The sequence below is a fragment of the Fictibacillus sp. B-59209 genome (assembly GCF_036216745.1).
Lineage (GTDB): Bacteria > Bacillota > Bacilli > Bacillales > Fictibacillaceae > Fictibacillus_C > Fictibacillus_C marinisediminis.
Genome location: NZ_JARMMC010000020.1, coordinates 166,408 through 179,841, shown reverse-complemented (window position 1 = coordinate 179,841; position 13,434 = coordinate 166,408). Strand labels below are relative to the sequence as shown.

General features: G+C 43.7%; 14 protein-coding genes and 1 riboswitch. Of the genes, 8 read left to right on the top strand and 6 right to left on the bottom strand.

Going from position 1 to position 13,434, the window contains the following annotated elements; all coding sequences use genetic code 11:
• Positions 1-85: 85 nt before the first annotated feature.
• Genes P4361_RS17345 through P4361_RS17330 form a run of 4 tightly spaced genes read right to left on the bottom strand, consistent with a single transcriptional unit; the run spans position 86 to position 2,941 of the window.
• On the bottom strand, positions 86-1,084 hold the full coding sequence (locus P4361_RS17345; protein WP_328090235.1) for an NAD-dependent epimerase/dehydratase family protein: 999 nt from the start codon (positions 1,082-1,084) through the stop codon (positions 86-88).
• A 12-nt stretch (positions 1,085-1,096) separates the two neighbouring features.
• Positions 1,097-2,230: an MFS transporter gene (locus tag P4361_RS17340; protein WP_328090292.1), complete on the bottom strand. Its 1,134-nt coding sequence runs from the start codon at positions 2,228-2,230 to the stop codon at positions 1,097-1,099.
• Entirely contained in the window at positions 2,197-2,343 is a 147-nt protein-coding gene (locus tag P4361_RS17335; RefSeq protein ID WP_328090295.1) for a hypothetical protein, read from the bottom strand. The genes P4361_RS17340 and P4361_RS17335 overlap by 34 nt, the downstream gene beginning before the upstream one ends.
• A gap of 13 nt (positions 2,344-2,356) precedes the next feature.
• Positions 2,357-2,941 (bottom strand): helix-turn-helix domain-containing protein, encoded by a 585-nt coding sequence (locus tag P4361_RS17330; protein WP_328090234.1) that lies wholly within the window; start codon positions 2,939-2,941, stop codon positions 2,357-2,359.
• A 192-nt stretch (positions 2,942-3,133) separates the two neighbouring features.
• Here P4361_RS17330 and P4361_RS17325 point away from each other — a divergent pair, with 192 nt between their 5' ends.
• The 5 genes from P4361_RS17325 (at position 3,134) to P4361_RS17305 (ending at position 7,308) form a co-directional block, all read left to right on the top strand.
• Complete coding sequence (locus P4361_RS17325; RefSeq protein ID WP_062236491.1) at positions 3,134-3,589, top strand: MarR family winged helix-turn-helix transcriptional regulator; 456 nt, start codon at positions 3,134-3,136, stop codon at positions 3,587-3,589.
• A gap of 135 nt (positions 3,590-3,724) precedes the next feature.
• Complete coding sequence (locus P4361_RS17320) at positions 3,725-3,907, top strand: hypothetical protein (RefSeq protein ID WP_062236488.1); 183 nt, start codon at positions 3,725-3,727, stop codon at positions 3,905-3,907.
• An 87-nt stretch (positions 3,908-3,994) separates the two neighbouring features.
• Positions 3,995-5,497 carry a cardiolipin synthase gene (cls, locus tag P4361_RS17315; protein WP_328090233.1) on the top strand — a complete coding sequence of 501 codons (1,503 nt, stop codon included), beginning with the start codon at positions 3,995-3,997 and terminating at the stop codon, positions 5,495-5,497.
• A gap of 69 nt (positions 5,498-5,566) precedes the next feature.
• Entirely contained in the window at positions 5,567-6,349 is a 783-nt protein-coding gene (locus P4361_RS17310) for an undecaprenyl-diphosphate phosphatase (RefSeq protein ID WP_256226602.1), read from the top strand.
• Between the two features lie 76 nt (positions 6,350-6,425).
• Positions 6,426-6,562: riboswitch (cyclic di-AMP (ydaO/yuaA leader) on the top strand.
• A gap of 89 nt (positions 6,563-6,651) precedes the next feature.
• Positions 6,652-7,308, top strand: coding sequence for a TrkA family potassium uptake protein (locus P4361_RS17305; protein ID WP_328090232.1), 657 nt, complete (start codon positions 6,652-6,654; stop codon positions 7,306-7,308).
• Positions 7,309-7,471: 163 nt separating this feature from the next.
• Here P4361_RS17305 and P4361_RS17300 read toward each other — a convergent pair whose 3' ends face one another.
• Both P4361_RS17300 and P4361_RS17295 read right to left on the bottom strand, forming a co-directional pair.
• Positions 7,472-8,851, bottom strand: a complete 1,380-nt coding sequence (locus P4361_RS17300) for an amino acid permease (protein ID WP_328090231.1) — start codon at positions 8,849-8,851, stop codon at positions 7,472-7,474.
• A gap of 145 nt (positions 8,852-8,996) precedes the next feature.
• Positions 8,997-9,458 (bottom strand): hypothetical protein, encoded by a 462-nt coding sequence (locus P4361_RS17295; RefSeq protein WP_248251695.1) that lies wholly within the window; start codon positions 9,456-9,458, stop codon positions 8,997-8,999.
• A 194-nt stretch (positions 9,459-9,652) separates the two neighbouring features.
• Between P4361_RS17295 and hutP the strand changes: the two genes are divergently transcribed.
• The 3 genes from hutP (at position 9,653) to hutU (ending at position 13,427) form a co-directional block, all read left to right on the top strand.
• Positions 9,653-10,087 (top strand): hut operon transcriptional regulator HutP, encoded by a 435-nt coding sequence (gene hutP, locus P4361_RS17290; protein ID WP_328090291.1) that lies wholly within the window; start codon positions 9,653-9,655, stop codon positions 10,085-10,087.
• Between the two features lie 130 nt (positions 10,088-10,217).
• Entirely contained in the window at positions 10,218-11,750 is a 1,533-nt protein-coding gene (gene hutH / locus P4361_RS17285) for a histidine ammonia-lyase (RefSeq protein WP_328090230.1), read from the top strand.
• 15 nt (positions 11,751-11,765) lie between these two features.
• Positions 11,766-13,427, top strand: a complete 1,662-nt coding sequence (gene hutU, locus P4361_RS17280) for a urocanate hydratase (RefSeq protein WP_328090229.1) — start codon at positions 11,766-11,768, stop codon at positions 13,425-13,427.
• The last annotated feature ends 7 nt before the right edge of the window (positions 13,428-13,434 follow it).

Sequence of the window (13,434 nt, the reverse complement as noted above, 5' to 3'; positions counted from 1 at the left end):
TGATTACAATATGCAGCTGTTATTGTTCAAGACTGGACAAGTGCCATGGGGAAGTCACCCAATTTTCCAATTTTTTCAGAAATGATCAAGAATGTGACACTGTTTTGGCGCGCCATTCGGATAGCAGTTCCTTCTCCCTATCCGGGGACATGCCGGCTTTATAGTCTTCTGGTTTCATATTTCTGGTCTTATCCCAGTTAAAGGTGTCCATAATGGTTTCTTGGATACTTCGGAAAGCAAGCCCGGAGGCGATCGCTTTGTCATTGTTCATATGCTGTATTCCGATGGATTTCTTGGAGGAAATCCATAACGGAAGTTCCATCCATTCATCGACTTTCTTCTCATTTAAGAAGGATTCTTCTACCCAAATAAGCTCACCCCCGGATTTGGTGACAGAGAGACAGGCTTTCAGGACTTCAGCCATCCTATAATGATCTCCTACTGCATTAAACACTCCAGCTGCTTTTTTCTCCACCATTGAAACGATCCATTCAGACAAATCCCTGACATCAATGAATTGAACTTGTCTTTCTGGTTCTGCAGGTGCTAAAATTCCCCCGCCTTTCGCTGCTCTGGCAGGCCAATACGTAAATCTGTCTGAATAATCGTGGGGTCCGACAATTAAGCCGGGACGGATGATCAGACAGGACTCACCGTAGGTCTGTTTGATTTTTTCCTCACAGGCGGCTTTTAATGGGCCATATGTCTCTCCGGTTATTTCCTCTGTGGCTGGATCCGTAAGGACACCAAGTTCACTTTCTTCTGTCTGGTTTTTTTCCTCCATGCTTTTATAGGCGGATACAGAAGAAATATACGTGTAGTGAGGAACTGAATCCCTCAGAGTTTTCGCCATTTGTTCAGTCTGCCTCGGGAAATATCCGCACGTGTCGACAACAGCGTCCCACTTCTGTCCTCGTAATGGCTTTAAATCGCTGTCTCTGTCTCCAATCAGGGTTTGGCATTCAGGAAACAGTTCTTGATTTGACCCCCGATTGAAAAGAGTAACCTGATGGCCTTTCTGTAAAAATGAAGCCGCAATATATCTTCCTACGAATCGTGTACCGCCAATGATCAGTATTCTCACTTTTATTCCTCCTCAGCTGGTTTTACGAAATACAGGCAATTTCCAAAGTACAATCAAGTTGACGAGCAGCAATGAACAGGAGCCGCCAAACATAATGGAAGCGATAGAGACGCCATTTGAAAGAAAGAAAGAGGTAACCGCATAGGAAACAGGGGTTAACCCCAAGGAAGCCATGGTTAATAATCCTGAAAGCCTTCCGAGCATCGACCTATCCACTAATTGCTGAAAAATAGAGAGGATCGGGATATTCGTTGCTGGAAATGTCATGCCGATTAGAAATAAGACGGCCATGCACCCGGCTTTAAAGTGAGTTTGGCTAAAAAGCATGAGAGCCGCCGCCATGGAAAACAGGGCGGCCGTCGCAAACATGCCGCGGTATCTTTTTACATTGAGGAAGCCGATGACCAGAGAACTGACGACCATTCCTGCAGCCATTGATCCGTCCATATAGCTGAAATCAAGAGCAGAACCATGCAAGATGGTTTTTACAAAAATGGGCAATCCCATCATCAACGGCCCTACTACGCTTAAATTTATGAATATGGTACTGATGAAGAGAGCGATTAGGAATGGCTGAGTCTTAACAAAGGAAAAGCCTTCTTTGATGGAGGCGAAAATACCTGGTGCGCCGCTGCTGTCAGTGGAGGCAGGCTTTAAGTTAATCAATCTGCTGAGTAAAGCCGAGCATAACAGCATGACTGCCGGTACAGAAAAGGAGAACAGGTACCCTCCCCATGAGACAAGGAATCCTCCAATCATCGGCCCAATGATCATAGAGGCTTGCTGAGTCGTCTGAATGATGGAGTTTGCTCTTGTCAGCTGAGAATCCTCAACAAGCATGGGAAGAAGCGCACTGTTTGCAGGCCAGACGAAGGCATCGAGAATTCCAAAGACGAGGCCGAATACGGCAAATGAATAGACAGAAACCTCACCTGAACCGAGCAAGATCAAGAGTCCGCCGAGCAGGATAGAGCGTGTAAGGTTAGAGACCGATAAGATTTTGGTCCGGCTTACACGGTCTGCGATGACCCCTCCAACAGCCATGAACAGGAGGCGGGGAATACTTGATGCGATCATTACCATTCCAAGAGAGGCTTCCATATTAAGTGTTTTTACAATGTACCAGGATTGAGAAAACAAAAATATTGCAATACTGAAGGCTGAACAAAAAGTAACTCCCCACAAGAGCATAAATTTTTTTGGCTGGAAAAAGAAACCGGAATTGCCGGCTGTTCTTCTTTGATTATAGCTTCTGCCATGTTAACTCCTCTCCTATTCGTCAGGATATTCGGGTTCACGGAACGGGAATGCCAGCAGCAGCGTGTGATAGAGCTCTCCGTCCTGCTGCCGGTTTTTTTTTAAGGAATTAATTAACTCCTGCAGTTCTTTCGCTTTTTCCTCAAATTCCTGGATTTGAGCCTCATTCAAATACAATTGGTCATAGCCGAATTTAATCTGTTTCCACTCTTCGAACAAGCTGCTGTCTACCCTGCGCAAATAGCTTTTTGTTTTATCAAGGGAAATTAGAACATTTTCCCTGAGCGTATCGGATAATTCATTTTTCACATGATCCTTGTGTTGTTTAAGAATGTTTTCAACAGAAAAATTTCTGGCGATCGGACGATAAAATTTTTGGATGATGCCGTTTTTTTCCTCAGTTTTTTCTACTGTAATCAATCCCACGCGGTCTAATTCTTTTAAATGATAATGAATTTTTGGGGCGGGGGCTTCGAGAATACCAGCAATCATTTTTCCTGTTTTGGCTTCATCAATAATTTCCCATAAGACTTTTAAGCGAAGGGGATCGCTAATGACTTTTAGCTGTTCGGCATCTTCCAAATAATAAATTTCTTGCATGTTCTCCTCCTTTTGAACGTTCAAATTATATTGAACGTTATAAATTTATATTACCTCATCCCGTAAAGTATGTCAATTTTATCCAAGTGAGCCATTAGACCTAGAAATTCTAATTTTCCAAAAAATAAATTTCCAATGTTTAGATTTTTTAGTATAATGTTATTAGTTCATAAAGTTGGAGGATTCTATTAAATGAAAATAGAAGGACTAAAGGCATATGTTGAAAAGCTGGAAGTGGCTCATTATATACTGTCTAAAAGTTTGCATCCGGAAACGACAGGTGAAGGAGATCTAACCAGAACCCAATACATTTTAATGAGAATGCTATCTGTAAGAGACCGTTGGACAGTTACTGAATTGGCTGAAATGCTTGAAGTGAAGCCGAGTGCAGTAACCGTAGCGGTGGATCGCCTCTATAAAAAGAATTACGTGCAGCGTTACCGCAGTGAAGCTGACCGAAGAATTGTTTATTTGGAGCTTTCCGAAACAGGAATTGCAATCTTGCATGAAGCTGAAGAGCGGCGTCTGGTAAGTATGGAAAATTTATTGAGTAAACTCTCTCAGGAAGAGCGTGAAATGCTGATTACGATTTACGGGAAATTTGGGAAGAATACCTCACAAAGCGAAGAGCTGACGTTCGCACCATAAAAAAACAACGGATCTTTTTCCGTTGTTTTTTCTTTTGCTCATTCTGATTTGCATAAAGGGCTTTGAAATGAAATATTTCATACTCCGGCTGAAGTTGAAAATACTATAGATATTCAAGATGAAGGAGGGATCTTTATGCTGAGAAGAGAAGGGTTGATTCCCACTGTATTAGGAACTGTTGTAAGCTTGGCTTCTTTTTCTTTTAGAGGTAACACACGCAAGTATTCTTCACTTTCTAACATCCTGCTTGGGTTTGGACTTGCACATATCGTACTTGGGGTCATTGATTTGTTTGAACATAATGAAGATGAATGGTAAGAGGGAGAAGCTTTCTCCTTCTTCTTGGTTTAATGGACTGATTTTACGGGAATTTTAGTTGAAAACCAAGCAGTAGGAGAATCAGCCATGAAACGAATTCTTGAATTTTCATTTGTCCTTGCAATGATTGCAGCTTTGTACATCATCTTTTTTTCAAATATGGGATTGTATTGGAAGTGGGGGAGCGCCGCTGCTTATTTTGCGATCCTTTTTATCACTATTTATTCTCTTCTGCTCGAAAACCGGACAGCACAGCATACGCTGGTCTGGATCTATGCTTTAGTGTTCTTTCCTCTTTTCGGTTATATTTTTTACCTGTATTCCGGACAGCTTTACTTAAAGGGCCACCTTTTCAAGAGCAAACGGAAGCATGACAGAGAAGAATTGCTGCTGCTTGCCAAAAGAGAACAGAAACCGGATTGGTCTTTATTTAATGAGCATCAAGCTTGTTTTTCAAGATTTGCGCACAACGTAACGATGACCTTTCAAAACAGTGCCACCCAGACAAAAATCCTTAAGAATGGGGAAGAAACATTTCCTGAAATCAAACGCAGACTGCTGGAAGCCACAAGGTACATACATATTGAATATTACATTTTCAGATCGGACCGTCTTGGGAAAGAAATTATCGATATTTTAATTCGTAAATCCGAAGAAGGGGTTGAAGTTCGCTTCTTATATGATGCGGTTGGAAGCCTCACCCTCGCATCACATGAAGTCGACCGAATGAAAAAAGCTGGCATTAAGGTTTATTCGTTCCTGCCTATTAAATATGGATTCTTTAATCAAAAGTTTAATTTTAGAAATCACCGTAAGATTATCGTCATTGATGGAGCAGTAGGATTTGTCGGAGGCCTGAACGTAGGAATTGAATATTTGGGAGAGGACCAAAAATTCGGTTTTTGGCGTGATACCCATATGGTCATGGAGGGAGAAGCCGTTCAAACGCTTCACGCTGTGTTCTTACTGGACTGGGATTACGTCAGTGAAGAATACCTGCTTGAGAAGGAAGAGTATATCAAGCCTGTTCCTGTTGCAGGGGATGGGGTGGTTCAAGTGGTTCCGAGCGGACCGGATACTCAGGAAGGCATCATGAGTGATTTGTATTATTCCCTCATATCCTGTGCAACAAAATCCATCTGGATCGCTACGCCTTATTTTGTTCCGAACGAAGCCATCAGAACTGCATTAAGAATTGCTTCAAGAAAAGGGGTTCAGGTAAGGCTGATGGTGCCGGAGATCAACGATGGTTTTCTGACGCAGTATGCTACAAGGTCGTATTTTCCTGAATTGCTGCGCAGCGGAATTGAAATCTATTCTTATAAGAAGGGGTTTTTACACCAGAAAGTTATCATCGTAGATGGGGACATGGCATCCATCGGTACAGCGAACATGGACATGAGAAGCTTTCATCTGAATTTTGAAGTGAATGTATTTTTAACGGGGACTTCATCGATAAAAGACCTCGCAGAACATTATGAGGAAGATATAAAAGATAGTGAAAAGGTAAGGCCTGTCGGTTTTTATAAAAGAGGATTATGGGAGCGGACGAAGGAATCGATTGCTCGGCTGTTTTCCGGTATTCTGTAGTAAACCCTTGTACTAACTTTCCTTTCCGGTGAATACGTTTTATCATGATGAGTGATAAGAGGTGAACACATGGATTGGCTTGAGGCGGTCATATTAGGGATTATTCAGGGGATGACTGAATTTCTGCCTGTAAGTTCCACAGGGCATCTTCTTTTAGGAAGGCATTTCTTTCGACTGGATGAAGCAGGGCTGTTCCTCGACAGTATGCTTCATATTGGCACACTGATTGCAGTGGTGACAATTTATTGGAATGAGATCAAAGAACTGATTAAGAAACCCTTCAGCAGACTGTCCATGCTGCTTGTGGCAGGCACTATACCCACCGTTATTATAGGCTTGTCATTTAAGGACTATTTTGAGGAGATCTCGAAGACCGGTGTTACTGTAGGATGGGAGTTTCTTGCCACAGGGTGTGTGCTTTGGTTTGCGGATACCATGAAATCAAGAGGACATAAGCAGCTGGAAGACATTACGATTATGGATGCGGTTTTAATTGGAAGTTTTCAGGGAGCAGCAATCCTGCCTGCAGTATCCCGTTCAGGGTTAACGATTGCTGCAGCACTTTTCCGTAAGATTGACAGAGGAACAGCAGCTTACTTTTCCTTTTTGTTATCTATACCGGCTATCGCGGGAGGGTGTCTGCTTCAAGTGAAAGATGTGCTGGGCGGCCAGGCGGAACAATTATCGTTCTTCTCCCTTTTCCTTGGGACAGCCATGTCAGCATTATTCGGCTACTTAGCGGTTAAATGGATGATCTCTCTAGTGAAAAAAGGTTCTTTAAAGGGCTTTGCTATATATGTATGGCTCCTTGGCATTTCAATTATTGGAATGCAGGCAGCAGGCGTTTTTTAACCTGAAATGAAGTCCTTAAGAAAGCATTGACAATTAACATTTGCAGGATTACATTATATTTATTCAAAATCGCATAGCCTTTAAATCGCTTAATTTTAAATCGCTTTTTAAGAGCAGGGAAACCACTTTTTTGGGGTGAATCTTAGAAATAAGAAGGGATACTTCCAATTCCTAATCCGGCAGCTAACCTCGTAAGCGTTATACAGGAAGAAAGGGACAGTTTGGAAAGTAGCTGACCATTTTTATAATGGTCTTTTTTTATTTGTTCTTATCTAATATTTGTTTTCTAGGGAGAGAGAGGAATGGACAAGCAGTTTGCCGTTATAGGGCTAGGCCGTTTCGGTGGAAGCATATGCAGAGAATTTGCAAAAATGGGATATGAAGTCATGGCTGTTGACCGGGATATCGAGCGGGTAAATGAATACGCCAGTATTGCTACTCAGGCTGTACAGGCAAACTCTACAGACGAGAAAGCGTTAAGCGCTCTCGGTATTCGAAATTTCAATCATGTGATCGTATCGATTGGGGAAGATATCCAATCCAGTATCTTAACTACGCTTCTTTTAAAAGAAGCAGGAGTGAACAAAGTCTGGGTTAAAGCTCAAAATGACTATCATCATAAAGTCCTTGAAAAAGTGGGTGCGGACCGAATCATACATCCTGAACGTGACATGGCCCTCAGGGTAGCCCAGCTTATTACGTCTGAGAAAATTATTGATTTTATTGAACTATCCAACGAACACAGCATCATTGAAGTAGGAGTCACTGACAAACTTGCAGGCAAAACCCTGACGGAACTTGATGTCCGTGCCAAATACGGATGTAATATTGTCGCAATAAAAAAAGACAACGATATTCTTGTTTCTCCGATTGCCAATGTGGTATTGAGGCCAGGTGATGTTCTCGTAGTGATCGGACAAAATAGAGATTTAAACCGTTTCGAAAATGAAGGAGTGTAAATCCTCTGAAGATTCATCTGCATCATGTTCTTGGGGAAAATCGGGCTGGGGCACTTCTCCCTCGAAACTGAATAAAGCAATCATTCACTATCCTGATGGCGATGTATATACAGGATAAAAAGAGGCGCGGGAAATTCTCCGCACCTCTTTTTTTTGATTTTATTTAATTAAGTTTGCTTCTCGTGCGGGCGTAGAAAAAATAAACGATTAGGCCGATAGCAATCCAGATGACAAAAGAAATCCATGTGATCGAAGGAAGACTGATCATCAAGTAAAGACAGAATAAAACGGTTAAGATTGGCAATACAGGAACGAATGGAGCTTTGAATGCTCTTTCCAGGTTTGGATGTGTTTTCCTTAACACGATCACAGCTACAGCGATAAGAGCAAATGCTGACAATGTTCCCATGTTAACTAGGTGTGCAAGCGTTGTAAGATCGATAAAACCGGCAATTCCGGCTGCGATAAATCCCGTAAGCCAGGTATTTTTGAATGGCGTTTTAAATACCGGATGAACTTTAGAAAGTATCGGCGGCAGCAGGCCGTCGCGGCTCATCGCATAAGAAATTCGAACCTGTCCGAAAAGCATGACGAGCAGAACAGTGGTAATTCCCGTAATCGCACCGACTGATACAAGACCTGCAATGGAATCCTGGCCTACGTAGTGCAGGGCGAAGGAAACAGGGTCTGCTACGTTCAATTTATTGTAGGGCACCATACCAGTTAAAATAAGGGATACTACAATATACAATGCGGTACAGATGGTAAGCGACCAGATAATTCCGAGAGGCAGATCACGCTGCGGCCGTTTCACTTCTTCGGCTGCGGTTGCTACTGCGTCGAATCCGATATAGGCAAAGAATACTGTTGCGGCACCAGCTACAATCCCTTCGAAACCAAACGGCATAAATGGTGTCCAGTTATCCGGTTTCACATAGCCGACACCGGCAACAATAAACAGAATAATAACAGCAAGCTTTATGAATACCATAATATTGTTGACGCGGGCGCTCTCCCTGATTCCTCTGCTTAATAGCGTAGTAATCAGCAAAATGATGATAACCGCCGGGAGGTTAATCCATCCCCCCTTGCCGGATCCTGGAGCTGTTGCAAGCTCATGTGGAAGGTGAAGGCCGAATCCAGCGATCAATGACTGGAAATAAGCGGACCAGCCGGTTGCAACAGCAGATGTGGCGAGCAAGTACTCCAGCATCAGATCCCAGCCGATCAAAAAGGCAAAAACTTCACCTAACGTGGCATAAGTATAGGTATAAACACTGCCGGCGATAGGAACGGTCGATGCAAACTCGGCATAGCAGAAGGCGGCGAAAGCACAAGCAAGACCAGATATGATAAAAGAAAGGATGAGAGCAGGACCAGCATGTTCAGCTGCTACAACTCCAGTCAAAACAAATATTCCGGTTCCTATAATTGCCCCGATGCCCAATAATGTTAAATCAAATGCTCCTAATGAGCGGTTCAATCCTTTATTGTTACTTTGAGCTAACATTTCTGAAATGGATTTTTTTCTGAAAATACTCATTGATGTCCCCCATTCATTGATTAATCTTTATAATTTGAATATATTGAAAATTTTTATTTTCAAACTATTTGTAGTATATTGTCGAATGATGGTCTTGTCAATGGCTAACTAAGTAGATAACTTTTCCAGGATCAAGATTTTTAAGTCAATTTCTTAAAAGCTGTTCTAACAATTCACTGTATTTCTTTTTCTCATCTAATGAAGAAACAGCATCATACTTCAGCAATGTCTCTTTAATTACCTCCTCTTGTTTCTTAGTGCTCCAGCTTACATAGGCCTGATAGCAGCTGCTTTCCAGGTAAATGTTCAGCATATTATGGTCAGGTCCGAAAAAGAAAGCAAGGTGGTCGATGAACATGCGGATATTATTCAAGTCGACCGGGACGATGTGTGTATCCAAATGGTATTTATAGGGATTGCATACATCCCTCTGGAATGAAATGCCATAGCATTCATCTTCAAGGAGCAGCCCTGGTGTTGTTGGCAGCAGTAGGAAAGGAGTATCCTGTCCATCATAGCCGATGAAAAAATCATGGCTGTTCTCGTTTTTAACGGGAGGCCGTTTCATGGTGGCATGTACAATTTCTTTTTGAAGGTTAATCAACACTACCACTCTCTTTCATTGATTGATAAACACAGCATGCCCGATAGATTACTAGTTTATACATGTGACATGCTGCCCTGATAAAGTGATAAGTTGTTGAAAAGGAATTGACGAACAATTCAGAAAGGCATAAACTGAGTGTAGTGAGCAATTAGTTATTAATGAAAGCTGCGATTTAAGCGAAAGTAGTGGATAAGATGTCTCTTGCAGAACAGAAGTTAATCGGCAAGCTTGCCATGCTTTATGTATTGGATGAATCTCACCAATCGAAGGTGGGCGAACTCGGATGGCTCCACTGCACCGGTAAAGTAGGTTCCATGGAATCGAATAAAGTAGTGGCAGCAATCGAAACAGCTGCAAAAAAGAACCAGATCATCAATGGAGGGGTCTATCGTGAAACCCATGCGTTATACCATGCCATTATGGAAGCGCTTCACGGAGTTACCCGGGGGCAAGTTCAGCTTGGAACGGTTCTTCGGACGGTAGGTTTACGGTTTGCCATTGTGAGGGGACAGCCATATGAGCAGCCGGAAGAAGGAGAATGGATTGCTGTAGCTTTATACGGGACGATCGGCGCACCGGTCAAAGGTCTGGAACATGAAGCCATCGGACTCGGCATCAATCATATATAAATAAAAGCCCATAGCAAATAGTGGAATTTAGGGGGCTGTGTTTCAAAGAACAGGTTTTTTTGCTGTTCTTTAAATGCAGCCTCTTTTTGCGTTTTTTTTTTACATTATCCAAAAAGGAGAAGGATGACGCATGGTAGTTCTGACAGGACATAAATTGACTTTAGAAGAGGCAAAAAGCATCTTAAGTACCAATGAACAAGTGATTGCCTGTGAAGAAAGTATAAAAAGAGTAAAAGAAAGCCGAAGAGCAGTAGAGGATATTGTTGCAAAAGGGAAAGTCATTTATGGGATCACGACAGGTTTCGGAAAGCTAAGCGATGTTTATATCGCTCCGGAGGATACTGAAAAACTGCAATTGAATTTAATAAGAAGCCATGCATGCGGGGTAGGAGAGCCTTTTCCTGAAAATGTAAGCCGCCTGATGGTCGTTTTGCGTGCCAACGCTCTATTAAAAGGATATTCGGGAGTAAGACCGGCTGTAGTAGAAACCCTGATTAAACTTGTAAACTGCCAGATCCATCCGGTAATTCCTCAGCAAGGGTCCTTGGGAGCAAGCGGTGATCTTGCACCGCTGTCCCATCTGGCTCTTGTTTTGATCGGTGAAGGAGAAGTATGGTACCGCGGAAAGCGAATGAGTGCGATGGAAGCGCTGCTGCAGGAAGAAATCCTGCCGCTCACACTTACGGCTAAAGAAGGCCTTGCCCTCATCAATGGCACACAGGCGATGACAGCTCAGGGAGTTGCGGCCTATTTAGAAGCAGAGCAGCTTGCCAGCCAGTCAGAAGCCATAGCTGCGTTAACGATGGAAGGTTTAACAGCTATCACTGACGCTTTTGACAAAGACATTCATCTGGCGCGCGGTTATAAAGAGCAAACAGCAGTAGCTGAACGCATCCTTTCCTACTTGGAAGGCAGCCGGCTGACAACGCGGCAAGGAGAAGTACGAGTGCAGGATGCTTATTCTATCCGCTGTATTCCTCAGGTACATGGTGCTTCCTGGCAGGCACTGGGCTATGTAAAAGAGAAGCTGGAAATTGAAATTAATGCAGCAACAGACAACCCTCTTATTTTTGATGAAGGAAGAAAGGTTATATCAGGCGGCAATTTTCATGGCCAGCCGATTGCCCTTGCCATGGATTTTCTCAGCATTGCGATGGCAGAGTTCGCCAACATTTCAGAAAGGAGGATCGAACGGATGGTCAATCCTCAGCTCAGTGATCTGCCGGCATTCCTCAGCGCTAATCCAGGCCTTGAGTCTGGAGCGATGATCATGCAATATTGTGCGGCTTCATTGGTCTCTGAGAACAAAACGCTTGCTCATCCTGCGAGTGTGGATTCTATTCCTTCCTCGGCGAATCAGGAGGACCATGTCAGTATGGGAACCATCGGGGCACGGCATGCCTACCAGATTATCAGCAATGTAAGAAGAGTATTTGCTATTGAAATGATCTGCGCTCTTCAAGCCGTCTACTATAGAGGGATAGATCTCCTTGCACCCGCAACCCGCAAAATCTATGACCAGGCTTCTGCCGTTTGTCCTCCTATTACGTCTGACAGAATTTTTTCCGCGGATATTGAACGAATGAATGCTTGGCTGAAAGAAGTTCGATGGGACGGACTTCTGAAACACCCAAACGAAAATTCAAAAGAAATGCAATGCTAAGAGGAGGAAATAACCATGTCAAATACCATTCAAAAAATCTCGGCTCCACGCGGTAACAAATTAAATACGAAAGGATGGGTTCAAGAAGCAGCACTGAGGATGCTGATGAATAACCTTGATGCAGAAGTTGCTGAAAAACCGGAAGAGCTTGTTGTTTATGGAGGAATCGGGAAAGCGGCGAGAAACTGGGAGAGCTATGAAAAAATTTTGGAATCCCTTAAGAAACTGGAGAGCGATGAAACCCTCCTGATCCAATCCGGTAAACCTGTAGCAGTATTTAAGTCTCATCCAGACGCACCGAGAGTTTTACTTGCAAACTCAAACCTTGTACCAGCATGGGCCAATTGGGAGACGTTCCGTGATTTAGAAAAACGGGGGCTCATGATGTACGGCCAGATGACGGCTGGAAGCTGGATTTATATCGGTACACAGGGAATTTTGCAAGGAACCTTTGAAACGTTTGCTGAAGCGGCACGCAAGCATTTTAACCATTCTCTTAAAGGAACGTTAACCGTTACGGCGGGCCTTGGAGGCATGGGAGGAGCACAGCCGCTGGCAGTTACGATGAACGGAGGGGTTGTGATCGCGATTGAGTGCGATCTTTCTCGCATCCAGCGAAGAATCGATACTAAATATTGTGACGTGCTTGCCAAGGATTTGAATGAGGCATTATCGCTGGCAAAGGAAGCCATGACTCAAGAGAAGCCTCTGTCCATCGGCTTGCTGGGAAATGCTGCTGAGCTATTGCCTCAGTTGGCAGAAAGAAATGAAATACCGCATCTTGTTACTGACCAGACTTCAGCTCATGATCCGCTAAATGGATATCTTCCTGCTGGAATGTCGATGGAAGAAGGGGAAAAAATGCGGACGGAAAATCCAGATACGTATATCCGAAAGGCAAAGGAAAGCATGGCCGTACACGTACAGGCGATTCTTGACCTGCAGGCAAAGGGTGCGGTGGCGTTTGATTATGGCAACAACATCCGCCAGGTCGCCTTTGATGAGGGCGTAAAAGATGCATTCCAGTTCCCAGGTTTTGTTCCGGCCTTTATCCGTCCTCTATTTTGTGAAGGGAAAGGGCCTTTCAGATGGGTAGCTCTTTCCGGCGATCCTGAGGATATTTATAAAACAGACGAAGTCATTCTAAGAGAATTTGCCGATAATGAACACTTATGCAATTGGATTAAAATGGCGAGGGAAAAAGTCCAGTTCCAAGGACTTCCTTCGAGAATTTGCTGGCTCGGATATGGTGAACGGGCGAAATTCGGCCGTATCATCAATGAAATGGTCGCCAAGGGAGAACTTTCGGCTCCGATTGTGATTGGACGTGACCATTTGGACTGCGGTTCTGTGGCCTCTCCAAACAGAGAAACCGAAAGCATGCTGGACGGCAGTGACGCTGTAGCAGACTGGCCGATACTGAATGCTCTCATCAATTCCGTAAATGGGGCGAGCTGGGTATCCCTGCATCACGGCGGAGGTGTCGGAATGGGCTATTCACTCCACAGCGGTATGGTGATCGTTGCAGATGGAACAGATGATGCAGCGAGAAGACTGGAGCGGGTGCTGACTTCGGATCCTGGCATGGGTGTTGTACGCCATGCTGATGCAGGATATGACCTGGCAAAGAAAACAGCCAAGGAAAAGGGAGTTCAAATCCCGATGATGGAAGAATAGGAGGGGT

Coding starts and splice junctions, on each gene's coding strand:
- P4361_RS17335 (WP_328090295.1), bottom strand. CDS start 2,343: ATGGCAGAAGCTATAATCAAAGAAGAACAGCCGGCAATTCCGGTTTCT.
- P4361_RS17330 (WP_328090234.1), bottom strand. CDS start 2,941: ATGCAAGAAATTTATTATTTGGAAGATGCCGAACAGCTAAAAGTCATT.
- P4361_RS17325 (WP_062236491.1), top strand. CDS start 3,134: ATGAAAATAGAAGGACTAAAGGCATATGTTGAAAAGCTGGAAGTGGCT.
- P4361_RS17320 (WP_062236488.1), top strand. CDS start 3,725: ATGCTGAGAAGAGAAGGGTTGATTCCCACTGTATTAGGAACTGTTGTA.
- cls (WP_328090233.1), top strand. CDS start 3,995: ATGAAACGAATTCTTGAATTTTCATTTGTCCTTGCAATGATTGCAGCT.
- P4361_RS17310 (WP_256226602.1), top strand. CDS start 5,567: ATGGATTGGCTTGAGGCGGTCATATTAGGGATTATTCAGGGGATGACT.
- P4361_RS17305 (WP_328090232.1), top strand. CDS start 6,652: ATGGACAAGCAGTTTGCCGTTATAGGGCTAGGCCGTTTCGGTGGAAGC.
- P4361_RS17300 (WP_328090231.1), bottom strand. CDS start 8,851: ATGAGTATTTTCAGAAAAAAATCCATTTCAGAAATGTTAGCTCAAAGT.
- hutP (WP_328090291.1), top strand. CDS start 9,653: ATGTCTCTTGCAGAACAGAAGTTAATCGGCAAGCTTGCCATGCTTTAT.
- hutH (WP_328090230.1), top strand. CDS start 10,218: ATGGTAGTTCTGACAGGACATAAATTGACTTTAGAAGAGGCAAAAAGC.
- hutU (WP_328090229.1), top strand. CDS start 11,766: ATGTCAAATACCATTCAAAAAATCTCGGCTCCACGCGGTAACAAATTA.